A 23,596-nucleotide genomic window follows, 5' to 3' on the forward strand; every position below is an offset into this window, starting at 1 on the left:
AGATCTTTTTATTCCATTAACAGCTGACTTTTAACGACTAAAAATCAAAACTGACATCAAATATATAAGCTCGGCCTGGCTCATTAAAGGTTCGAGCACCGGCATTGGTTCCTGTGCCCTCACGCATGATTTGCTTGTCAAATAGGTTTTTGATGCCTGCACCCACGGTGATCATATCGGTTAAATTATAGCGGGTGCTGATGTTAGCTAACGCATAAGGCTCGCGGTCTAACTTCAAGGTAGTTAGCTCATCGCCTGTCGTGACAGAGACTTCAGGGGCTTCAATAGCGCCATAATAGCTGACACCAAAATCAGCATTCCAGCGAGGCGTAATGTCCCAGTTTATATTGGAGTTCACCGTATATTTAGGAATTAACGATAGAGGCTCGCCATTGTCTTTACGCTCTGAGCGAATATTACCAGTTAGGTTGGTTGACCATAAGATATTATCTGTCACAGGGACTTTGACAAAGCCCTCTAGCCCTTCAATAATCGCCTTTCCTTGGTTCTCCCACTGGAAGACAGAGCGCTTAGTGGCTGAGTCTACTGCTACTCGGTTGATACCAGCGCCAATACGGTTATCGTAAGCGTTATGATAATAGGTTAAGCCGGCATTGAGACCTGTACCATCTTCATAAGTAAACGTCAGCTCTTTGTTCCAAGAGGTCTCATGCTCAAGCTCTGAGTTACCCAGTACCTGACAGCCTCGTTGATCGGTAGGCACCCAAGAAGGACAGCCATTACCCTTTGTATAATAAATATAGTTGGGGTCTAATCGGTATAGATCTGGCGCCTTGAAAGCGCGACTTATCCCTGCTTTTACAGACCAATTGGGGCTAAAATGCCACGTAGTATTTAGACTCGGTGACCAGTTGCTACCGGCCTCACTATGATAGTCATAACGTAGTCCTGGAGTCACATACCAATCTGGAGTGAGTTGATAGTTATCCTCTATATAAGCACCAATCAAATAAGCATCCGACTTTGGATCGCGCTTAGCAGGGTCGGTTTCTACATCGCCAAAAGCAAAGCCATCATCAAACGTCAGCTCAGATACCCAGGGGTTATTTAGCTTTTCGCCCCGAAATTCAGCGCCTGTAGTTAAGGTGTGATTGTCATAAAAGATATCCCACTCTGATTTGGCATTTAGCGTATCATAGGTCGCTTTTTTCCAGTTAAAGCCCTCTCCCTCAGGCGGCGTTTGAATCTGTCCTTCAACACCACCTGCAGTACCTTCAGCCAAGCGCTCATTATCGGTACGACTGAACTCTAGATAACTATTGCTACGGGCATCATCGTAATTGCCGCGATGGGTGAAGGCTGCACCATAGCGGCGCATCTTATTGGTAGAGTCACCGGCCAATAAATCCACTAAAGTATCATTAACGTTTTGAAACTGCGAATCACCTGCCCAGTGGTTGTCTTGAGTACTATAGCTCACCTCAACCCCGACAGTATTCATGGCATCTACGGCATATTCGAAAAGCTGACGCACATCTATATTCTCAACGCCTTCAACACCGGCCGCCACAGAGGCTGATGGCCCATCACGCCCCTCCACAATTTGTGCATCCTTGGCATTGATATAAGGATCATCTCCGTCGCTATCGTGGTAGCCAAGTGTGGTACGGAAGGACAGCTTATCGGTTAACGGACCTGCCATATTTATATTGGTGCGCCAGTCTTTGCCTTCCAAGTCACTCTCTGGAGACTCGTAATGGCCCGTGATTGAGAATTCTTTTTTTGTGGGAGATTTGGTAATGATATTCACGACACCGCCCATACTACCAGACCCATATCTGGCTGCAGCAGGACCTCGTAATACCTCAATACGTTCGATAGCACTTGGCGGCACCCATTGAGAATCACCGCGTGTGTCTTGTTCGCTGGCTCTACCAGGTCGAACTGCATTGCGAGAAGTCACAGGGCGACCATCAATCAAAATTAAAGTATTGTTAGGTCCCATACCGCGTAGGTCAATCTGGCGCTGGTTACCCCGCTGGCCGGAAGTTGAAGAACCTGACAGATTAACGCCCGGCATCTTACGTACAATTTCTGCGATATCATTAGAGACTGATGCTTTTTTAATAGCCTCTTCACTGATAACGGATAGACCGGCAGCTTGTTCAAGCTCCTCACGAGCCGCCTTCACCACAATAGCGTCAAACTCAGCAGAAGGTGTGTCTTGTGCGTCAGTGGTTTGTTGAACGTTAGCTTGCTGCACCGTAAGGTTATCGCTTTCAGCCGCATAAGATGTGGTACTAAGGATAGAGGCAACACTCAGGCTAAGCAGTGCTTTTGGTGTAATTAAATGAGCTCGTTGTTTTAAGTAGAGGTTTTTTGATTCAAAGAAAGCGGACAATGTTGGCATAAATGACAATCCTAATAGCACTTAGATACTATCAATACTTTTCAACAATACCGTTAGATTGCGATCGCTTACCCTGTGCTTAGACTGTAGCAAGATAAGTAAAAGTCAGTTGAAATAATAGCGTATTGATACCCACAATTTTCTCAAGACATTCCATCCTCCCACTGTATAGAACAGAAAAGATGGTAACTGTTTGATAATAAAGCAGGCATACTTTAGCAACATTTTTGTAATATTGCAAATGGTAATCATTATCATTAGCTTTATTGTTTATGATAAAACTTAAATTTTTTTTGAATCTCGGCTAAAAACAATGGATAATTAAATAGATATTAAATCTAAGCTTAAATAACATTCCCATAATTATGTCCAAGGATGATAACCAATGAATACTGTGATAAAAAAAGCCGCCACCTTAACCCTAGCACTAACCTGCCTAAGCCTTACCATCCCAGCTTCTGCCACATTAAAATCCTTTTCAAACGACGATGCTTGTGGCTTTAAAAATGAGAAAGGCCAAGTGGTCGTGCCGGCCAAATATGATTTTTGTGGTGATATCTCAGACGGTATGGCATACGTGGGTAAATCTGCGAACAACCCTGATAAAGATGCCTACTATACCGGCTATATCAATGAGTCAGGCAAATTGGTCATTCCCGTTAAGCTTAATACCCAGATGTTCTATCCAAATATCATCTTTAGAGATTTCCACGAAGGTGTTGTCGCCGTCTATAAAGATGGGCCTATGGGCGAAGATGGTAAATATGGCTATATGAATAAAGCTGGAAAACTGGTTCTTCCTTATCAATATCAAAAAGCTGGCGACTTTAATAAAGGTCGTGCTGTCGTCTGTAAGAATGACAAATGCGGGGTAATTGATAAATCTGGCAAAACCGTTATCCCCTTCAAATTCAATGATCTAGAGGACTATTCTGATGGTTTGGCAAAGTTTAGCACAGAGCCATGGGGTCAAGGAAAGTCAGGCTTTATCGATACTAACGGCAAGGTGGTAGTCAGTGCTAGATGGGATGCTGCGATGCCTTTTTCGCAAGGTTTAGCTGCTGTTCGAGTCGGTGATTATGAAAATGGCAAATGGGGCATTATTAATAAAACAGGCAAGGTAATTGTGCCACCTATTTATGACAATGCCTATATCGAACCTGAAGGCGACGCTATGGATGTAGATGGCGGGGTTTATGAAAATGGCATTATCAACATGTATAACGTCGGCAACAATGGCTCTGTAACCCGCTATACCCTTAATACCCAAGGCAAGGTCATTAAAAAGAAAGTCTTCTCAGACTGGTATGAAGCACAAGCAGATCTTTATCGTTAAGGCCACGCTCTATCTACTTTCTTGCAAATGCGCGTTTTGCTTATGATGCTTGACCATATATTTACCAAGCAGTGGTAAGCAAAACGCCGGTAACTGAAAGGCGCCTAATAATGGTAAAAACAAAGCACCCATAAACGGAACGGTAATGGTATAAGCCAGTAACACATTACGCCCACCACATACTATGGCTGCGACAATGGCATTCTCATAGCCAAAGCGCCGATAGATAACGTAAGCGCTGAAATAAAAGAATAATGCCAATACAGAGCTAAGCGCTAATAAAGATAGCGCCTGCCACGGATCTTGATCAAAGGTACCTCGAAACCCTGCCATGAGCCCCAGCGGAAAAAGCATGAGCAGTAAGATATTGAACTGTCCAATTTTGGGATAATAGCGGGATAAAATGGTGGGGGCAATGAAGCGGCGTGCCAGCACAGCCAGACCCATCGGCATGATTATATACACCACCAAGCGCTTGACATAAGTCGCCAGATCTAAATGAGCATGTTTATCCCCTAACGCCCACAACACACCCAGTAGCGCACACGGCATTACCAAGGTAGCGGCAATGGTCTTTGCCATAGCCAGCTGAGCATCAAACCCCACCGCATTGACCAGTGCGCCACTGCCAAATAAAGGCGCTGTGGCACCAAGCCCAGCAATGGCCAACAGCAAATCACCTCGCACACCCAGCAGGTAACTTATGAACACCAGTATTAGGCTCATGCCCGCACTTTGAAATACAGCAAAGCCCCACACATAGCTTGTTGCAATGCGCTTGACTAATGCGTATTGATCAATACCCAGCAACGTAAAAAACATCAAGAAGAACAACACTTCAGGCAAATAGGCCAATACCGCATTGGATAAACTTGGGAAAATAAAACCCACAACTGCGCAAAGTGGCATAATTAAGGTGCTATGACGCGCAATAAAACGAAGCATGGCCTTGTTCCTAAAACGTATATTCATCAACGCTTATTTAGCCTACTGCCTGTGTGATACACATCAAAACAGCAGTAAGGTCTAAGCAATTCTTATTTTTAGACCCTACTTTATACAGTGATTCTTATTAGGTTACAAACCCTATCACTGTTTTGGTGCATAATCCTAAATGACAACCCAAAACAGCCCTAACATACCGGTTAAATTAACGCTCAATCCAGGTTTGGGCATCAATCACTTCACCATATAAAAATTCAATAGCAGCCATAATGGTGGCATGCGCCTGAGCTGCTGGAACTTTGGTACCCTTAAACTCAAGATCAAGGGTGGCGCAGGCATCATGGATTGTGGTGGTGGTATAACCAAAATCTACGGCGGCGCGGACCGTGGCGTCAATACACATATGACTCATCGCACCAATCACCGTTACCTGCGTTATACCCGCTTCATCTAGCAAAGTCTTAAGAGAGGTCTCACGAAAAGAGTTGGGGTAATGCTTCACAATAACCGTCTCGCCATCTATAGGCTTTACCTTGTCATTAATGGCCACACCCTCAGTGCCAGGTGTAAAAATTGGCGCATCGGCCGAGGGCATCTCATGACGAACATGGATAACGGTATGACCTTTTTGTCTGGCAGACTCAATCACCAAAGCTGCTTTATCTGCAGCAGCATTGATACCTACCAGCGGCAGTTTACCTTGCTCAAAATACTCATTTTGGATATCTACAACGATAAGGGCTTATGGGTTCATAGTCGTTTCTCTTTTTTTTAAATTAAGTGTGAGTCTCTATCATACAAGCACAGCGCTAAACTAACAAGTGTCTATATGGACACATAACAGGTCAATAACGACATCTGAACCAAAACCCACTGTTGAAACTGATAGGGTGCTCTATAAACGCACCAGATAGCAGCCGTAGTTGGCCGGCGCAATATGGTGGTGATCTGTGCGTCTCTTAAACCACACCTAAAAACCTACAAAAACTTAACGCTTTTTTAACTGCTTATCCTGTACTATCAAATCAATAAAGCCATTTGGTATCTTTCCAATACAGCGTTAAAAACTGAATTATTAAATTCTTAATGCCGGCATTTATAGGATGTAAAACAATTTTAATTCATTCAAGGATATCATTATGAAAGCTTTATTACTTACCGCTTTGGTAGCTGGCAGCATGGCTTTTACAGGCTGTACTACTCTAAAAAATGTCGCCGGTGAAGACACAACAGGTACGCATGACGTACATAGCATGCAAAACAACTCATCTCCTGTCACCAAAATGAATGGTGTATTAGTAGACTCAACCAACCATATGACCCTATATACTTATGACAAAGACGATCTTAACAAATCTAATTGTGGCAAAGTATGTCTGGTTGCATGGCCTGCCTTTTTAGCGCCTAAAGCTTCAATGACTAAGGGTCAATTGACCACAATCAAGCGTGATGATGGTCAATATCAGTGGGCAATGAATGGTAAGCCTTTGTACTTCTATGCGAATGATACCAAGCCAGGTGATAAAAATGGTGATGGTAAATTTGGCGCTTGGGATGTTATCAAAGCTCAATAATTATTTTATCATCGAACAACTTAGCCTATGTTTGCGAGTTTTTTAACCCACTAAGTTTATTTAACCCACTAAAGAAGACGCTAGTATTATGGATGCTCGTACAAATTAATTTTTGTTCGAGCATTTTTTATGGTCAAATTAGCTGACAAAAATCACTATAAAAAATATATTTGACACCTTGGAAATATTCTATATAATACGCTCCTACATTCAGGGTGATTAGCTCAGTTGGTAGAGCGTCTGCCTTACACGCAGAATGTCGGCGGTTCGAATCCGTCATCACCCACCACTATATTAGTTAGTGTTTAAACTTACTAATCGACCTAAGCAGCGGTAGTTCAGTTGGTTAGAATACCGGCCTGTCACGCCGGGGGTCGCGGGTTCGAGTCCCGTCCGCTGCGCCATATTTTAAAACTTAATAAGCTTTATTTAGCTTAACAGTTTCAACCTCAAGTAGAAATACTTGAGGTTTTTTTGTGTTTATTGGTTCTACACTTACCTCTTTTCATCCCTTTATCTATACAGTCTAATCGTAGTTTTAGAGATTCAGACAAACTCTCTCCCCTTTTAATTTAGTAAGTACTGGCTTGGATTTGGTTTAAGAAATGATTGTTAATTAATCCTAATTACTAATTATTAGTTACTAGTTACTAGTTACTAATTAAGCTGGTCTATGGTGACCAATCGCTCAGTGACCAAATGGTGACCATTTTGTGACCAAAGTTGTTAAAAATTGGTTATGCTAACTGATCCCAAATTCACCCTTATCGTTAAGCTGCTTAATTAAAACCTCTCAAATTTAGGTGTGCGGATTTGACGACCGGGGTCAGTCTACCCTTGGCTCAAATATATCTCGATTAATGTTGTAACTGTTATTTAAAAAAACACAGCTCAGAAATAACCGCCGTGATGCGGGTCGAATCTAAAGTAAAGTGCACCTTAGTAGCTTCTTATGCGTTAACCTGTAACGCTTAACGCTTTTTTCAGAGCAAATGATATAATATCTACAAGTTCAAGCCTTTAAACTGTAAGTATAAGGATACACCGCCATGTTAATTATTAAATTGACAGACAGCAAAGAGTCTATAGAAGACGTAGAAAGAATCTGCCGTCATCTAACCGAACACAAAACAATAATAAATTTGTTATCTCAAGAACAAGCTGAGGACATCACCTATATTCTAAAGCCTACTTTCGCCAGAAATCACAATATCGATGAGAAGATGGCACACTGGCAAAAGCTATTACAAGAATTCACCATGACCGATCATAAAGGCAAAGAGCTTAGATTTTATAGAGACAACCAAACCCAAGCTTTATACTTTGGTACTAAAGACGGGTTTGATACTATTGAGAGTCTGCCTGAGCATTAGACACCTGCCCAAACCGACAAGTCTCACTCCCTACCCCGACAACCCCACTCCCTAGCTGCCAAAATAAAAAATGATGCCATCAAATACCAAGCGCAAGCTTGTAAATTTTTGGTTGCATCTGTCTGTTATTACGCCTAGTATCTTGACGCTTAATATATTTTCTTTTCTTGAGTCGATTACAATTAAAGGCCTCCTGTATCATGTTACCACTAAGGCGCCATCAAGTGCCGCGCCTACGCAGGGTCCACTATTTATAATAAAAAGGAGCTTATGATGTCAGTTAAGGCAATTACAATTATTGATGGGGGTATGGGCAGAGAGCTTGCCAAACGCGGCGCACCATTTCGCCAACCTTAATGGTCAGCACTGGCTATGATAGAAGCGCCAGAGATTGTACGTGATGTGCATCGTGACTTTATTCGAAGCGGTGCTGGCGTTATACCACCAATAGCTATGCGCTTGTCCCCTTTCATATTGGCGAGGCGCGCTTTGCTAAGCACGCTCAAGATTTAGCAGCCTCAGCAGGAGAAATGGCCCGCGCTGCTGTCGAATTAGAAAATACACCCACCAAAGTAGCCGGCTCTATTCCTCCTTTATTTGGCTCCTACCGAGCAGATTTATTCCAAGCTGAACAGGTAGAATATATTGCCACGCCCTTAATTACAGGGTTGCGCCCGTATGTCGATTTTTGGCTGGCAGAAACTCAAAGCCTAATCGCAGAGTCGGTGGCCGTTCGTAAACTACTTACTAAGCTTGATACAGACAACAAGCCGGTATGGGTATCTTTTACTTTAGAGGACAGTGAGCACCTTGATGTGCCTCGCTTACGATCTGGAGAGACAGTGGTAGAAGCCGTGACCACACTGGCTGGCCTAAATGTAGAGGCGATACTATTTAACTGTTGTCAGCCTGAAGTGATTGAACAGGCACTAGAGGTGGCTCAAAGTGTGCTACAACAAAAAGATGCTGCCCACATTAAGCTTGGTGCTTATGCCAATGCCTTTCCACCACAGCCATGATGGGCTAGATGAGGTCCGTGAGGATCTTACCCCACCGGCTTATCTAGACTGGGCAAAAAAATGGCAGGCCCAAGGGGTTTCACTAATTGGCGGCTGCTGTGGTATTGGCCCTGAGCATATTAATGAGCTAAGCGGCTGCTTCACCAAGGCGGGCACGACACAGAGATAACACGATGCTAAATGGACAAAAAATCGGGTTGGCCATGCTCACTGCCATTGTGTTCAGCTCAATTGTGGGTGTCGGTATCTTTAGCTTACCGCAGAACATGGCCGAGGTTGCAGGCGCAAATGCCATTATTACCGCTTGGCTTATCACCGGTGTGGGTATCTTATTTCTCGCCGGCTGTTTTTTGCACTTATCACGTCTTAAGCCCGAGCTTGATGGCGGTATTTATACTTATGCCAAAACCGGCTTTGGCGATTTGGCAGGTTTCTTTTCGGCCTGGGGATACTGGCTGTGTGCCACCATTGGCGTGGTGGGCTATTTGGTGGTCGCATTTGCCGCTTTAGGCAGTTTTGTTGATACCCCCAATCAGGTTATCTTTGGGGAGGGCAATACCTTATGGGCCTTATTGGGTGAGTCTTTTATCTTGTGGCTGGTACACTATCTGGTGCTGCGCGGTGTCAAACAAGCGGCTTTTATTAACTTGCTAGCAACTTTGGCAAAAAGCCTACCGCTTATCGCTTTTATCATATTTGCGTGCTATGCATTTGATATTGACACCTTTAATACTGATCGTGCTGGCACCAGTTTAGAGGTGCCTTTTATGGATCAGGTCAAAAGCACCATGCTGATCACTTTATGGGTGTTTACCGGTATTGAAGGGGCCACTGTACTATCACAGCGGGCCAAAAGGCGCGCTGAACTGTGCAGCTGTGTCTATTAATGATATTTTTGACAGGCGAAGGCTACAACCTATTGGTGCGCATCTCAACCTCTATGATTTTAATACCCTACTTTTTGGTCGGAGCCTATTTGGTTAAGCTATCTTTTGCCCAGTCAGAGCGGTGGCATATCAAGGCGGTGGGGCTAGGCGCCATTATATATGGTGTTTGGCTAATTTATGCCGCGAGCATTGATAACCTATTGCTGTCACTATTATTGTATGCACCTGGCCTGATGATTTTTTATTATAGCCGCTATCAGGCAGGCCAGCAGACACTACAGCCCCCATCTTAGACGGTGTTTGCGCCTGTTTTAATAGGTGATAAACCTAAAGAGTGAGCAATGGTAGCAAAAAGCCCCTTTAATTTAGGGGCTTAACTTGTTATCTTGTCATCCTTCATCTCTATCTGTTAGATTTAGCAGCATTTTTCTTAATTAAAACTATTCTTCTTTAGGCTAATTATTAGTAATTAGCCCCTTTTTGTATTTGATTTTATGACACATACCTCTCAGGCAGATACCCTGTCTCGCCGAACTCAATATATTCAAGTCCTATTAATGGGCATCAGTGCTTTTGTTATGAATACCACTGAATTCGTGCCTGTGGCTTTATTAAGCGATATTGCCAAAGACTTCTCCATCACCACCGCCGAAACCGGCTGGATGCTCACCTTATATGCCTGGATTGTGGCGGCCATGTCGCTGCCATTAATGCTACTCACCAGTAAGCTTGAACGCAAAAAGCTATTACTGGGTATTTTTGCATTATTTATCGTCAGTCATGCGCTATCCGTATTTGCTTGGAGTTTTAATGTTCTATTAATTAGCCGAGTGGGTATCGCTTTTTCTCATGCTATATTCTGGTCAATCACTGCAGCGATTGCCATTCGAGTGGCGCCTGAAGGCAAAAAAGCCTTCGCCTTAAGCGTGGTGGCAACCGGCACTTCCTTGGCTATGGTACTGGGTGTTCCTTTGGGCCGAGTGATCGGACAGTGGTATGGCTGGCGTACTACTTTTGGCGGCATAGGTATTGTGGCACTGGTGGTTTGCTTATTACAAGCTAAGCTACTACCGTCATTGCCTAGCATGTTTAAAGGCTCTTTTAGAAAAGTGCCAGAACTGCTAAAAAACCCACTTTTGGTCTGTCTGTACTTGCTTATCTTTACCGTATTTACCGCCCACTATACCGCCTATTCATATATCGAACCTTTTATGCGTGAAATTGGCTCAATTAGTGAGAACTTGGCAACCTTTGTATTATTATTATTCGGGGGCGCAGGCATCATCGGTAGTATCTTATTTAGCCGCTGGGGAGACAGACACAGCACCTTATTGATGCTGGGCTCTATCATAGTCATGCTAGTGTCTATGCTTACCTTGTTATTGGCGGTCAACTCTATCTGGGCGCTTAGCCTTAATGCCTTGTTATGGGGCACGGCATTAATGCTGTTAATCATCTCTATGCAGGCCAAAGTACTTATGGTGGATCTGCATGCCCAAGATATGTTGATGTCTATGTTCTCAGGCATTATTAACTTAGGTATTGGTACTGGCGCCTTATTTGGCGGTTATGCAGTGACCCACATCTCGTTATCCAGTGTGGGCTATGTTGGCGCGGTGATTAGTCTAATCGCCTTATTGCTGGTAGCATTTATGATTAAGCGCTTCCCCGCTTTACGGGCCTCTTAGTTATTTTTAAGTCAGTGAAACCTGTTTTAATGACGGCTTAGTTAATGACAAAAAATTTTAGCTTGTCTGTGTAAAACTTATTGTAATGAAAATCATTCACATTATAATAAGCACTTTCACTAACAGGCTGGATACTTTCATGCAACTGTCTCGTCTATCCTCAGCATTATTACACATTCATCATACTTACACCGCAGGCTCTTTTAAGCCTTTGTACTGTCTATCAGCATCTGTATTCTTGCTAGGCGGCAGTCCACTGGCCCTAGCGCAAACTGATGAAGCTACTGAGACGCCACCAAGTGTTATGTTTGACTCTATTGTCGTTACTACGAGCGCTGACGCTTCGGCACAAGGCTTACCCGTCGCCTATGAGGGTGGACAAGTGGCCACCGGTAGCCGTGTTGGGCTACTGGGCAACCAAGATATCATGGACACCCCTTTTTCGACCACCGCTTATACCAATGAGTATATAAAAAATCAACAAGCGCACAGTGTGGGAGACCTACTTAAAAAGGATCCGACTGTTCGTGTGGCAAGAGGCTTTGGTAACTTCCAAGAAGCTTATTTAATGCGCGGCTTTGTGACCAATTCTGATGACACTATGTTCAATGGCCTGTATGGTATTTTGCCGCGTCAATACATAGCCACAGAATTATTCGAGCGTGTGGAATTACAGCGCGGTGCGTCTGCTATGCTTAATGGTGCCGCGCCCAGTGGTGGTAATGCTGGTGGTAGTATCAACTTACTGCCAAAGCGTGCCGGCAATGAGCCACTGCGCCAGTTAACCTTAGGCTATGGTGCCGGTGACCAAGGCCGAGTGGGCATCGATGTTAGCGACCGTTTTGGTCAAGATGACGCCGTAGGGGTTCGCTTCAACGCCGCCTATCAAGACGGTGACAGTGCTGTTGACAATGAATCTGCCAAATTGGGCGTGGCAGCTCTTGGTCTTGATTACCGCGCAGACAAATACCGTATTTCAGCGGACTTCGGCTGGCAAGACAATAAGCTTGATGAGACACGCCCTAATGTAACCTTAAGTGGCGTCACTGCTGTTCCTGAAGCACCAAAAGGCGACAAAAACTGGGCCCAGCCTTGGAGCTACTCTAACGAAAAAGACCTATTTGGTACTGTCCGTGCTGAATACGACTTCCAAGATAACTTAACTGGTTATGCCGCTTATGGCGCCCGAAAAGGTGAAGAAGAGAACTCTTTGGCCAACCTTACGGTCACCAATACCGACGGCACTGGTAGCACTTACCGCTTTGATAACACCCGTGAAGATAAGGTGCAAAGCGCGCAGCTGGGCTTGCGTGGCAAACTACAACTTGGCAACACTCAGCACAACTGGACTTTAGCTGGCGACTTATACGATCAAGAAGAAAAAGGGGCTTATGCCTTTGATTATGGCAATCAACTGCCCACCAACTTGTATCGTCCGACCGCTCATAAAGGTAATAGTTGGACTGATACTACTGTCTATGGCGGTAACTTAAGTGATCCAAGGCTTGCCTCTGAGACTCAGTTAACCAGCGTGGCGCTAGCAGACACCATTAGCTTGATGGATGATAAATTAAAAGCCACCTTGGGCGTGCGCCATCAAAACATCGAAACCCGCAGCTATGACTATAGCACTCAAGTCAAAACTTCAGATTATGATGACAGTGAATGGACCCCAAGCGTTGGCCTAGTCTATCAGCCTAATAAAGACTGGTCGGTGTATGGCAACTATATCGAAAGCTTAAGTAAAGGTGAGACTGCGCCTGCTGAATCAGCAAATAAACCAGTGACAAATGCTGGTGAAGCCTTATCACCTTATGTGTCCAAGCAATCTGAGATTGGTTTAAAGTATGACAACGGTACCGTGGGCAGTAGCCTTGCGATCTATCACACGACGCAGCCGCGTGCTTACGTGAATGATGCCAATACCTTTGTAGAAGCGGGTGAAAACCGCCATCAAGGTGTTGAGCTTACTGTGTTTGGTAGCCCAGCTGAGAACTTGCGCTTTAACGCGGGGGTGAGCTACTTAGACGCCAAACAAACTGATACCGGCTCACAAGTATTCGATGGTAAACGCGTGATTGGTATTCCTAAGCTTCAAAGTAACTTCAATTTAGAATATGATGTTGCCTCTATCTCTGGCTTAACTTTAACTGGTGATGTGATTCATACCGGCAGCCGTTATGCCGATGCGGCCAACACCCTAAAAGTTGATAGCTACACCACCTTAGACTTAGGTGCCCGCTACCGCACTAAGTTAGGCAAGCAAGATATGACATTAAAAGGTGTGGTGAGCAATGTGACGGGTGAAGATTACTGGTCGGTAGGAAAATATGCAGGTAGTGAAATGGGTTATCTTAGCGCTAACGAGCCTACCGCAGTTAAAGTGTCAGCGACTTTTGATTTCTAGTGGTCGCTGCCCTACCATAGACACATGAGCACCAGACTTATGTGTCAGGCGGCGCACTGAGCACTTCATAAAAGGGATTAGGTCACGCCTACTCCCTTTTATTCATTATATAGGTATTGATTTATATAGGGCTGTTGTTACCACAAAGCCCATGCCTAAATAGGCGTTATGCCTCCTTCTGTTACCCACAAGTTACTTATCGAGTTACTATGTCTGCTATCTCACCACCGCCCACCTCCTCCCTGTATACGCTTATCTGGACTCAATATCGCTTGGGTTTTGTTAAAGTCATTATCCTCAATCTTATAAATGCAGCGGTCAGTGTGGGCATTATTGCTTATATCAATCACACCTTTTTAAGTGGTCAGATTTTTGAGGCATTATCTTGGCAAAGCTTCGCTCAATTTTTGGCCATGGTACTGCTGCTACTGCTGACCTCTTTTGCGTCGCAATACGCCCTAACCTGCTTGGGCCATCAGTTTGTTTATCAGTTGCGTACTCAGCTGGTTAAGCAAATTCTAGACACACCCGTAGCACAGGTAGATAACTTGGGCAGTGCCCGGCTCATGGCCAGCTTATCGACTGATATCCAAGCCCTAACCACAGCCTTTGTCAGAATGCCGGAGCTGGTACAGGGTATTATTTTGGCAGTGGCCGTGTCTTTATATCTGGGCAGTCTGTCTTGGCCCTTATTGCTGATTATTATGCTGTGGATTGCTTTGACCATATGGATAAGCACTTTATTGGTAAAACATGTCTACCAAAACCTCACCCACATTCGCGATATTAATGACGCGCTTTATCAAGATTATCAGTCCGTTATTGAAGGGCGCAAGGAGCTGGCGCTCAACCAGCAGCGCGCCAAGCAGTTATACACGCAAGACCTTGTTGGCCATGCTAAGGCCTACAAAAAAACCATTATCAAGGCCGATACCTATCATTTATCTGCCGTGAATTGGTCAAATATCATGATGTTTGCAGCCATTGGGGTTATCTTCGCTGTGGCCAGCTACCTTGGTTTATCGCTTGGGGTGGCCACCACCTTTGCATTGACCTTGCTGTTTATGCAGTCGCCGATTCTGCATGCGGTCGGCGCCTACCCCACCCTACAGACGGCGCAAGTGGCGCTCGATAAAATCCAATCTTTACAACTGGCTGAATATCAGCCTGAATTTATCAGCCCCACAGCCAATAAAGCTTGGCAGACCCTAACCCTGCGCAATATAAATTATCAGTACTCAAGCCAAGATTTGATTTTAAAGCAGGTAAATTTGACCTTAAACAAAGGCGATGTGGTGTTTTTGATAGGCTCAAACGGCAGTGGCAAATCCACACTGGCCAAAGTACTTACGGGCATCTTCGCTCCGACAAGTGGCGAGATGACTCTTGATGGCCGCTTAATCACCGAGGCCAACCGTGCTCAATATCGCCAGCTTTTTTCAGCCATCTTTAGTGATCAGCATATCTTCAAACAGCTGATTGGCAAAGACGGCAACGCCGTAGACATGGACTTGGTACAGCACTGGCAGCACCGCTTGCAACTACAAAACAAAGTCAGTATCGATGGCGATAAGCTCTCAACAGATAAGCTGTCGCAAGGCCAGCGTAAGCGTCTGGCCATGCTAACCACCGTGGCTGAACAAAAAGACATTTTGCTACTCGATGAGTGGGCCGCCGATCAAGACCCAGCCTTTCGCCGAGTGTTTTATCAACACTTAATTCCTGAGCTAAAAGCTTTGGGTAAAACGTTATTTATTATCAGTCATGACGACAGCTACTTTGAGCATGCCGACCGCCTACTACTTATGAAACAAGGCAAGCTTGTGGAGCTTGACCCAGAACAAAGAAAGAAGGCCAGCAGCGATGCCATCTCTATGTTGTAAAAGAGCGGCAAATTTGTCTCGGTGCTGGCTCTTGTACTGATACTAAAAATGGCACTAAAAATTAAGCTGAATTTTGCTCGCAAATAATAATGAAAACTATTATCATTAGATATTATTTATGTGAGTTTAGCAAATATTGGAGTGACTTATGGCTGCTGTTTTAATGCCTGAACCTGACTTAACCCCCAACGATTTAAAATATACGGCACTTGAGGGGGAAGAAAAACAGCGTATCATCGACCATATCAATGAGGAGCACTTCAGCGAGCTGGTTGGATTTATCAAAGCGTTCACGCCGCTGACCGACCTCTCCCCTAAGCAACATGACGTTAGGTTAGTTGATATTTATGCCCAAGGTATTGGCCTTCAAGTCTCAGCCCTACCAAGCTTAGCAAGTGATGCCCCCCAAAGCGATACTCACTACTTTATCGCTTTTCCTGAGGTCATTACGCATTTAAATGAGCTACAGTATCAGTACATTACGTTAAAGCAACAAGCGGATAAAAAGCTTCGAAAAAAGACCATCATACTTGCAGAAAAATTGTTTCAGGTAAAATCAGGTTTTGCTGTTACCGATAATATGTATCGCTTGCTACTAAGCGCGCCTGCCGCCGCCTCTGATAACAGCTGCTTTCCTGCCTCTGAAGCAGGGTATGCGTATTTATTTGATTTAAGCCACAACCTATCATTACAGACCGCTTCTAATAGCGATACCGCCGCCGCCCAGCGTACGCATCGTTACTACACCCTGCGCAAGGTGTCTACAAACCCAACAACAGGGGATGAGGAAGCTTGGGTTGATGTGTTTTTGCACGGAGAGACATTGGGCGCTCAGTGGCTAGCTGCATTAACACCTAAAGATACGGTCAAAACCAAGCGAGAAGTACCGGAGAACATCGCCCATTTACAGCAAGGGCAAAGCTTATTGATAGCAGATGAGACCTCGATACCGACGGTGGCAAGACTGCTTGAGCTATGGCAGAACCCTATCGCCCCCCTTATCATTTATATCACTCAAAAAGCCGCTGACCAGGCCTACTTACAAGACAGACAAGCCAATCCGCTAATAGATGATGCCTTGACTGTATTGCCTGTAATGAATGCTGATTTGGCTCAAGGCGCGCCTTTAGCTGAGCTGATTGCGCATACCTTAACTCAGCATCTAAAGAGCAATCCGATTCATATACAGAAAGTTTGGGGTGCCCTAGAGACCTCTACTAGCAAGGCATTAAGAGCCTTATTAAAACCAACACTAAACTTAGATCGCTCAGCTATGATAGTCAAAGGCTATTGGCGTCAAGACTAACAATCACCAAACAAATAACAGCTGTTTGATACAGGTTGTTTTCTCATGACGATAAACACAAAAGCTGCGGCTATGTAGAATAACCGCAGCTTTTTTGATGCTCATCAGGTGCCATACCGATTGTATTAGAACTTGGCAGTAGCACTTAGGCTCATTTGACGCTCAGGCCCCATCCAGCAGTTTGCCTTATCATAACAGCTGCCCACATAGGTCTTGTCAAATAAGTTACTGATATTTGCCTCTATGCGCCATCTGTCATTTAATTGATATGACCCTCCGATATCCACCAGTGTCACACTGGGCAACTCATCACTGTTTTCTCTATCGACTTGCATGCCTTGTTGATAGCGTACGCCGGTGTTGAGCATTATCTTATCGGTAGGATAAAAAGTAGACCACAACGTGGCTTTATGTTTGGCCACCTGCTCTGGCGTATTGCCCACATATTGAGGATTGATGTCATCTTCGCTGATTTCGGCATCGGTAAAGCCATACCCTACTGATAAATCCATCCAGTCATTAACCTTGCGGCTGCCAGATACCTCAAAACCTTTGGATGTAATTTCACCAGTTTGGGTCTGATTGCGATAATTAACGTAGTCGCTGACTACCACATTGTTTTTGGTAATGTCATAGGCGGCCAAGGTGGCTTTGGTCTTCGAATCGGCAGATAAATATTTAACACCTATTTCAATTTGATCCGCGGTAGTAGGCTCAAAGGCCTCTCCTGTAATGAAGTTGCTGCCCACCACAGGCTCAAAAGATTCGGAGTAACTTAAATAAGGAGAAAAACCATTGTCCAAATTATAAATTGCCGAAAGACGACCACTGGTTTTTTTGGCTTTATTGTTGACCGTTGATGCCACACCATCGGCCACTTTATGATTGTTACTGTCAAAGTCATCATGGCGCAGGCCTGCCACCACAGTCAAATCCTTCCACTGTATCTCATCTTGTAAATAAAGACCCAGCTGCTTTTGCTTGATATCAGCCGTTTCAATATAGTTATCTAAAGGCAGTGTCTCGGGATTGACAAGATGATAGTCTGGATGACTCATATCAAGTAGCGGTGTTCCTGCAGCACCTGCATCTTTATACAGAGCCTTACTATCGGTGGTTTGGTACTCTGCCCCCAATAGTAGATTATGGCTTACATCACCGCTATTGAACTGATAGGCCAACTGATTGTCGGTGGTAAAATTGGTCATCTCCTCATCTGTGGTATAAGCGGCGCGGATCAGCAGGTTATCGGTATCCTCTACCAGCCCCCGATTGTAGATATTACGCTGCTTACCCTTCGCATCGGTATAACGAATCACATTCTTAAATTGCAGGTTGTCCTTGATATCCCAGTTGGTGGTCAGACTTGGCATCCATACTTTTTTACGATAATTAGCCCATACATCTCCTGCATACGCATCACTATCAAGCTTGCCATAGCTAGAATTATACAACGTGCCTACTGAGTGCAGCGGCGTTGAAGGTAGCATGTGGGGGTCATCTTGATAAAACATATTGGCAATCACACTTACCTTATCATTGGGCTGCCACTGCAAAGAGGGATTTATCATAATCCTCTCCTCTTTAGTGGTCTGCATTTGACCCTCTTTTTTTCTGGCCAAAGCTACCAGCCGGTAATTTAAGGTATCTGTAACAGCGCCTGTATGGTCTGTGGCCACCTCTTTTAGGTCTTGATTGCCGACTCTAACTTTTAGTTCATGTGCCTCTTGGCTACTGGGCGTTTTTGCAATTTGATTGACTAAGCCCCCTGGTGAAGCATACCCATACAATGAAGAAGCAGGCCCTTTGACGACTTCTACCGCTTCAGTTGCATAGACATCTACCTGAGGCGTCAGGTTCCAAAAGCCATCATAAGCCAATCGCATGCCATCATAAAAGTTAGAATAGGTTTTAAAACCACGAATATTGTATTCATCAAATAACGTGGTGGTGCCTCGGCTTTCACTGGTGATGCTGGGATCATAACGCAACGCGGCATTGACGCTATCGGCCTGACGACTTTGTAAGACTTGTTGGTCAATACGCTCATAACTCATCGGCGAATCTTGCGGATTCAGATTGGTTTTGGTACCCGTGGTGCGATAGCTATTTGCATACACGCTGATGGCGTCAAATGTCGCGGTGGGCTGTGAATCAGTAGCGTGTTCTGTCGAGCTGGCGACCGCTTCAACTGCCGCCGCCTGCGCATAGTGACTGATGCCAGCCATCAACAGTAGCTGTACGCTCATTGTTAAGCGCTTTTTATTGAATGTTAATCTCATACAATCTCAGTGTAGTATATAAATGATAAAGCCGTAAGCCGCGGGTGCGCAGCGACTCTACTACCAGTGATAACTGGCACCCACTAACCACTGACGGTTATCAATAGGCCGTTGATCGTTGGCATCACTGGCACTGCGCTGCTCATCAAGTAAGTTGTTGATTGCCATATATAGATCTAAATTCGGACTGGCTGTATAGTTAAAACGGCTATCAAGCCCCCACCAGTGAGGTGAATAGCTACTGGCAGCGGTATCGGTTAACTGTTTGGACTCATACCGTACTTGTTGTATAAATTGCAGTTTATCGGTCACTTGATACTGTACATTGGCGGTTACCTTATGCTCAGGACTATAGGTAAGGTCGCCACCTGTGGTTTTGTTTTTGGTGTGCAAATAGCCATAACCCAAATTGAGCATCGCTTTATCATTTAGCTGCCAATCGACCCCTATATCTCCGCCATAGGTCTCGGCCTTATCGACGTTGTCATAGCTAAATACCTTTATGCCACCGTCCATTACCGGATGGTTATTATCGGTTTGGATCAGGTTTTTGACATCGTTATAAAAGCCGTTAACACTCACGCCGACTTTATCGTTTAGCTGAGTCTGATAGCCCAGCTGATAACTTATCGACTCTTCAGGCTTCAAATCAGGGCTGCCCATGACTTTATAGCCATACCTGCTGTGGTCAAATAGATAGTATCGCTCTTTTAAATTGGGTACTCGGTAGCCTTGACCGACACTAGCACGAAACACATGCTTGCGATTATTGGCATCATAATAGTCGTGTTTTAAGGCAAGTTTTGGCGCAAAATGACTGCCAAAGTCACTGTCATCTTGATAGCGCACGCCCGCCACCAGCTCAGTATTGTCACTTAATGCCCAATCATCTTGAACATAAGCCTCAAGTACATCACGATCGACTTTATCGGTGATAAACTCTGACACGCCATCTATTTTTTGATCGAGCTTATCTTTTTGATACTTCAAACCCAATTGCGGCGCATGCCACTGGTTCTCTCCACTATAAATAAGCGGAAAATCTAGCTGTAGCTGTGCTAAGTTGGTCGTTAAATCAAAGTCACGCACATCACTGACTTTGCCACTGGCCGTATTGTGCGACTGACTGTCATAGTTCTCATACAGTGCTGAGCCTGATAGCTTGTACCCCTCTGCATTGCCTGCAAAAATCTTAGTCTCACCGCCGGCACTGACTCTTTTTCGCTTAATATCCTCATCTCGCTGCTGCGCCTGTACCGCGCCATTACGGGCAACATAATTGAAGCGACTGCTGTCCTCTTCTTCATAATATCCCGCCTCTAGCCAGTATCGGCTATTGGGGTTGGCTGTATCCACTTCATTGATATCAGGAGTAAAGCTGATTTTGGCCTGCACCTGTTTTTGTTCGGTGGCATCTTTTAGACGAGGCCAAGCCTCATTATCTACGCTAAGCCCCTTATCATCACGATAAGCCCCCGATAAGCGCGCTTTTAGACGCTTGTCATCTGATAAAGCACCCTCGACACTGCCCTCTACGAAGCTATAGTTGTTATCAAATTTTTTGTCTGAAGGGTTTTGTGAGGTATTGGTACCAAGCTCTGCGGTAATAGAGGCATGGGTGTCACTGATGGGCTTAGTAATGATATTGATGACACCACCCATCGCTGAGCTACCATATTGTGCAGAAGCAGCCCCTTGAATGACCTCAATTTGCTCTACTTGAGTATTGAGGTATTGAGCGATATTGAAGCTTGAGCTGGTGCTGGCCGATACTGGCAGACCATCGATAAGTACCAGTACTTGATCGCCTGATAAGCCCTGCATTCTGACCTCATAGCCAGTTTTGCCGCGCAGCTGGGCCAAATACACATTGGGCAGCAGCTCTAGTGCTTGCTTTAAGGTCTGGGCATGGTTTTGTTTTAATTTATTTTTATCCAGCACCTGTACTGGTATCGGCGTCTCACTTAAATACTTATTGCTTCGCGTGGCAGTCACAACAATAGGATCAAACTTTGTATGCTGCAGCGCAGCATTTTGAGTGTCCGTGTTGTCATTAATTGCTTGGGTATCATTGATTGTATGATTTTGTGCTTGAGCACTAATGGCATATCCAGCGCATAAACCCGTTAAGGCTAATAAAATAGCTTGCTTTAGGGGGTGAGTGGCGTAAAACGTTTGGGTCATAGCAAACCTTATCAGTTAGTTTGTGTCAAAAAGAAAAACAGCTTTCACTCTTGTCTGTATTTGTAGCGTACTGTATATTAATCGTAAATGATAATCAATACCTATTGATAATAATTATCATTTACATATTAATAATTGACGGTTATACTCTTCACCCTAAAACAACTGGCCTTACGGTCATGTTGCCGTTATACAAAAAACTGTTTTGAATCAATAGCCATTTGCCATTTTTATGGCTCATTAATATGTTATTTATCTGCTAACCCAATAAGGATCACTATGAGCACCCTAGCCAGCGCAGACACCCCCGCCCCCTTTGATAGCCAACTTGCTAACAATACCTCAGTACAAAAAGACACAGCCCTATGGAATCGCTATGTAGATCAAAAGGCCCAACGCAAGCTGTGGTTCCCTTTAGAAGCGGCAAAAGAGTTAAAGGTCAGTGAGCTTGAGCTGTTATTGGCCTCGCCTTATAGCCAATATATGGGCACCCAGTGCACTGACGTACTACAGGCACTGACCGGATTTGAAAAGCTTGAGAGTATTGTAAGAAATGAGCTTGCGGTACACGAAAAAACCGGACAACTAAAGAACCTAAAGCTCAGTGGCCACACAGGGCTTGCTATTGATGTGGGCGGGCTGGACTTAAGATTTTTTGTCCATAAGTGGCAGCACATGCTTGCCTTTACAGATGATTCGAAGGCGGATGAGAACTCTCCTGGCTCCTTGAGCATCCAGTTTTTTGATGAGAGCGGTGCGGCCATTGCCAAAGTATTCTTGCGAGATTACAGTCCTGCTGCCATCACGCAGTGGTTTGAGCTGATCGCACAGCATACCGCTCAAGCTGAAGCCAATCCTCAAAATGTGATTGTTAACTTGAAGCCTGCAGCGGTTAATGAGCCTTGGCAGTACCACGCCTTAAATGATGACGATAAAGCCAAATTGCAGCAAAAATGGCTGGGATTAACCGACATCCATCAGTTTTATATCTTGTTAAAAAAACTCGGTATCGACCGTGCCAGTAGCTACCTACAAGCACCTGAGAACACCACCTATCAGCTTGACCCAAAGGCGATAGAGAGCCTGCTCACCCTAGCACAGCAGCAAGCTGAGCCCATCATGACCTTTGTGGGTAACAGCGGCGTGGTCCAAATCCAAACTGGTGTGGTACATCAAGTAAAACGCATGGGCAGCTGGATTAACATCTTAGATAAAAAGCACACTGACTTTACCTTACATCTTAACGATGAGGCGCTGGCACAAGTATGGTGCGTAAAAAGACCGACCAAGGACGGTACAGTCACCTGCATTGAAGGCTTCGACGCCTACGGCAATACCATCGTGACCTTCTTCGGTCAACGTCAAGAGGGTGAACCTGAAAAAGACTATTGGCGCAAGCTTACTGCCTCTTTAGTTGAGCAGCATCTACTTATCGAGTCACCCGCCACTGAGCTTACCAAATAGCCTTTTATATCAGCAGTCATAGCCTAGCGCCACACTGTGCTAGGCCTTTATATAGGATGTTTTTATGCGACCTAAGCTTTTTTTTAATACCCTAGCTTTTGGCACATTATTGCCCCTAACCTGTCTTTCGGCACAGGCTTACGAGCGCGTTGTGGTGCTTACCCCTGATGTGGCCGATATTGTGGTCGCTTTGGGCAGTGCCAATAAGGTAGTGGGTAAAGACCAATTTAATACCAGCCCGCGCTTGGCCAAAGCAGCCAGTGTCGGCAACCACCGCAACATCACAGCTGAGCCAATAATGGCGCTCAAGCCTGACTTGGTATTGGGCAGTTATATGGCTCAGCCAACCAGCATTTATCAGCGTCTTAACCGCTTAAACGTCAAAGCGGTCAATGTGGCACCAAAAGAAGATATCACCAGCTACACCAACAGTATTAGACAAATTGGCAGCTACTTGGAGCGCAGCACACAAGCCAACCGTTTGGCGACCAATTGGAGCCAAAAAATGGCACCAAAACCTGCGACCAAAACCCGCTACTTGCTAAGCTATGATGGACGTATTGTGGCTGGTGCAGGTACTGTGGGTGATGAGCTGATCAAACGTGCAGGTGGGATAAATGCTGCCAATGTCTCAGGACTTAAACCCTTATCACGCGAAGGCTGGATGGCAGCTAAGCCTGATGTGATTATCATTGCTGACCACAACAAACCGGTCATTGGCTCCATTGCCAGCTTCCGGCAGCGCCCAGAGGTGGCCAATAGCCCCGCGGCCAAAAACAACCACATCTACTTTTGGGATGCCGATGAGTTCTTACGCTACGGACTCGCCTCACCTCAAGTAGTCGATAAGCTACATAAGCTGGCCAATTAGCAACTT

Annotated in this window: 14 protein-coding genes, 2 tRNA genes and 2 pseudogenes; 13 read left to right on the forward strand and 5 right to left on the reverse strand. The window is 44.9% G+C overall.

The features are described from left to right. Nucleotides 1-37: 37 nt before the first annotated feature. Entirely contained in the window at nt 38-2,371 is a 2,334-nt protein-coding gene (locus DLE54_RS06820; RefSeq protein ID WP_110816682.1) for a TonB-dependent siderophore receptor, read from the reverse strand. A 385-nt stretch (nt 2,372-2,756) separates the two neighbouring features. Between DLE54_RS06820 and DLE54_RS06825 the strand changes: the two genes are divergently transcribed. Further along, nucleotides 2,757-3,707, forward strand: coding sequence for a WG repeat-containing protein (locus DLE54_RS06825; protein ID WP_110816683.1), 951 nt, complete (start codon nt 2,757-2,759; stop codon nt 3,705-3,707). Nucleotides 3,708-3,716: 9 nt separating this feature from the next. On the opposite strand, the gene DLE54_RS06830 is transcribed toward DLE54_RS06825, so the two are convergent. Both DLE54_RS06830 and DLE54_RS06835 read right to left on the reverse strand, forming a co-directional pair. Next, the gene (locus DLE54_RS06830) at nt 3,717-4,652 is read right to left on the reverse strand and encodes a lantibiotic ABC transporter permease (protein WP_110816684.1); all 936 of its coding nucleotides are present in this window, start codon (nt 4,650-4,652) and stop codon (nt 3,717-3,719) included. Nucleotides 4,653-4,857: 205 nt separating this feature from the next. After that, nucleotides 4,858-5,388 (reverse strand): cysteine hydrolase family protein, encoded by a 531-nt coding sequence (locus DLE54_RS06835; protein WP_227535669.1) that lies wholly within the window; start codon nt 5,386-5,388, stop codon nt 4,858-4,860. A 403-nt stretch (nt 5,389-5,791) separates the two neighbouring features. On the opposite strand from DLE54_RS06835, the gene DLE54_RS06840 reads away from it, so the two are divergent. The 10 genes and pseudogenes from DLE54_RS06840 to DLE54_RS06885 all read left to right on the forward strand — a co-directional run bounded on the left by DLE54_RS06840 (nt 5,792) and on the right by DLE54_RS06885 (nt 16,789). Beyond that, nucleotides 5,792-6,226, forward strand: coding sequence for a hypothetical protein (locus tag DLE54_RS06840; protein ID WP_011960721.1), 435 nt, complete (start codon nt 5,792-5,794; stop codon nt 6,224-6,226). A gap of 213 nt (nt 6,227-6,439) precedes the next feature. Then, nucleotides 6,440-6,515: transfer RNA gene (locus DLE54_RS06845), tRNA-Val, on the forward strand. 38 nt (nt 6,516-6,553) lie between these two features. Continuing rightward, nucleotides 6,554-6,630 (forward strand) — tRNA-Asp (locus DLE54_RS06850). Between the two features lie 645 nt (nt 6,631-7,275). Beyond that, on the forward strand, nt 7,276-7,599 hold the full coding sequence (locus DLE54_RS06855) for a hypothetical protein (protein ID WP_110816685.1): 324 nt from the start codon (nt 7,276-7,278) through the stop codon (nt 7,597-7,599). Between the two features lie 273 nt (nt 7,600-7,872). Beyond that, nucleotides 7,873-8,787, forward strand: a pseudogene (locus tag DLE54_RS06860) (homocysteine S-methyltransferase family protein). 4 nt (nt 8,788-8,791) lie between these two features. Continuing rightward, nucleotides 8,792-9,798 (forward strand): annotated as a pseudogene (locus tag DLE54_RS06865) (amino acid permease). A 201-nt stretch (nt 9,799-9,999) separates the two neighbouring features. After that, the gene (locus DLE54_RS06870; protein ID WP_041773334.1) at nt 10,000-11,193 is read left to right on the forward strand and encodes a sugar transporter; all 1,194 of its coding nucleotides are present in this window, start codon (nt 10,000-10,002) and stop codon (nt 11,191-11,193) included. A 139-nt stretch (nt 11,194-11,332) separates the two neighbouring features. Further along, on the forward strand, nt 11,333-13,600 hold the full coding sequence (locus DLE54_RS06875; protein ID WP_110816686.1) for a TonB-dependent receptor: 2,268 nt from the start codon (nt 11,333-11,335) through the stop codon (nt 13,598-13,600). 209 nt (nt 13,601-13,809) lie between these two features. Then, nucleotides 13,810-15,483, forward strand: a complete 1,674-nt coding sequence (locus DLE54_RS06880) for a multidrug ABC transporter permease/ATP-binding protein (protein ID WP_110816687.1) — start codon at nt 13,810-13,812, stop codon at nt 15,481-15,483. 148 nt (nt 15,484-15,631) lie between these two features. Further along, complete coding sequence (locus DLE54_RS06885; RefSeq protein ID WP_110816688.1) at nt 15,632-16,789, forward strand: SIP domain-containing protein; 1,158 nt, start codon at nt 15,632-15,634, stop codon at nt 16,787-16,789. Between the two features lie 125 nt (nt 16,790-16,914). Here the strand turns inward: DLE54_RS06885 and DLE54_RS06890 are convergent, their stop codons facing one another. Together DLE54_RS06890 and DLE54_RS06895 are read right to left on the reverse strand one after the other, a co-directional pair. Then, a complete protein-coding gene (locus tag DLE54_RS06890) occupies nt 16,915-19,038 on the reverse strand; it encodes a TonB-dependent siderophore receptor (protein ID WP_227534989.1) in 2,124 nt (707 codons plus the stop codon). A 93-nt stretch (nt 19,039-19,131) separates the two neighbouring features. Further along, a complete protein-coding gene (locus DLE54_RS06895) occupies nt 19,132-21,255 on the reverse strand; it encodes a TonB-dependent receptor plug domain-containing protein (protein WP_011960731.1) in 2,124 nt (707 codons plus the stop codon). Nucleotides 21,256-21,534: 279 nt separating this feature from the next. Here DLE54_RS06895 and DLE54_RS06900 point away from each other — a divergent pair, with 279 nt between their 5' ends. Further along, on the forward strand, nt 21,535-22,719 hold the full coding sequence (locus tag DLE54_RS06900) for a ChuX/HutX family heme-like substrate-binding protein (protein ID WP_110816689.1): 1,185 nt from the start codon (nt 21,535-21,537) through the stop codon (nt 22,717-22,719). A 64-nt stretch (nt 22,720-22,783) separates the two neighbouring features. Continuing rightward, on the forward strand, nt 22,784-23,590 hold the full coding sequence (locus tag DLE54_RS06905; protein WP_110816690.1) for a heme/hemin ABC transporter substrate-binding protein: 807 nt from the start codon (nt 22,784-22,786) through the stop codon (nt 23,588-23,590). Nucleotides 23,591-23,596 lie beyond the last annotated feature (6 nt).

The organism is Psychrobacter sp. YP14 (assembly GCF_003209315.1).
Taxonomy (GTDB): Bacteria; Pseudomonadota; Gammaproteobacteria; order Pseudomonadales; family Moraxellaceae; genus Psychrobacter; species Psychrobacter raelei.

Bases quoted from the DNA above. Each gene is read 5' to 3' on its own strand.
- DLE54_RS06855 (WP_110816685.1), top strand. From the start codon at position 7,276: ATGTTAATTATTAAATTGACAGACAGCAAAGAGTCTATAGAAGACGTA.
- DLE54_RS06885 (WP_110816688.1), top strand. From the start codon at position 15,632: ATGGCTGCTGTTTTAATGCCTGAACCTGACTTAACCCCCAACGATTTA.
- DLE54_RS06880 (WP_110816687.1), top strand. From the start codon at position 13,810: ATGTCTGCTATCTCACCACCGCCCACCTCCTCCCTGTATACGCTTATC.
- DLE54_RS06890 (WP_227534989.1), bottom strand. From the start codon at position 19,038: ATGAGCGTACAGCTACTGTTGATGGCTGGCATCAGTCACTATGCGCAG.
- DLE54_RS06820 (WP_110816682.1), bottom strand. From the start codon at position 2,371: ATGCCAACATTGTCCGCTTTCTTTGAATCAAAAAACCTCTACTTAAAA.
- DLE54_RS06830 (WP_110816684.1), bottom strand. From the start codon at position 4,652: ATGCTTCGTTTTATTGCGCGTCATAGCACCTTAATTATGCCACTTTGC.
- DLE54_RS06840 (WP_011960721.1), top strand. From the start codon at position 5,792: ATGAAAGCTTTATTACTTACCGCTTTGGTAGCTGGCAGCATGGCTTTT.
- DLE54_RS06895 (WP_011960731.1), bottom strand. From the start codon at position 21,255: ATGACCCAAACGTTTTACGCCACTCACCCCCTAAAGCAAGCTATTTTA.
- DLE54_RS06870 (WP_041773334.1), top strand. From the start codon at position 10,000: ATGACACATACCTCTCAGGCAGATACCCTGTCTCGCCGAACTCAATAT.
- DLE54_RS06875 (WP_110816686.1), top strand. From the start codon at position 11,333: ATGCAACTGTCTCGTCTATCCTCAGCATTATTACACATTCATCATACT.
- DLE54_RS06905 (WP_110816690.1), top strand. From the start codon at position 22,784: ATGCGACCTAAGCTTTTTTTTAATACCCTAGCTTTTGGCACATTATTG.
- DLE54_RS06825 (WP_110816683.1), top strand. From the start codon at position 2,757: ATGAATACTGTGATAAAAAAAGCCGCCACCTTAACCCTAGCACTAACC.
- DLE54_RS06900 (WP_110816689.1), top strand. From the start codon at position 21,535: ATGAGCACCCTAGCCAGCGCAGACACCCCCGCCCCCTTTGATAGCCAA.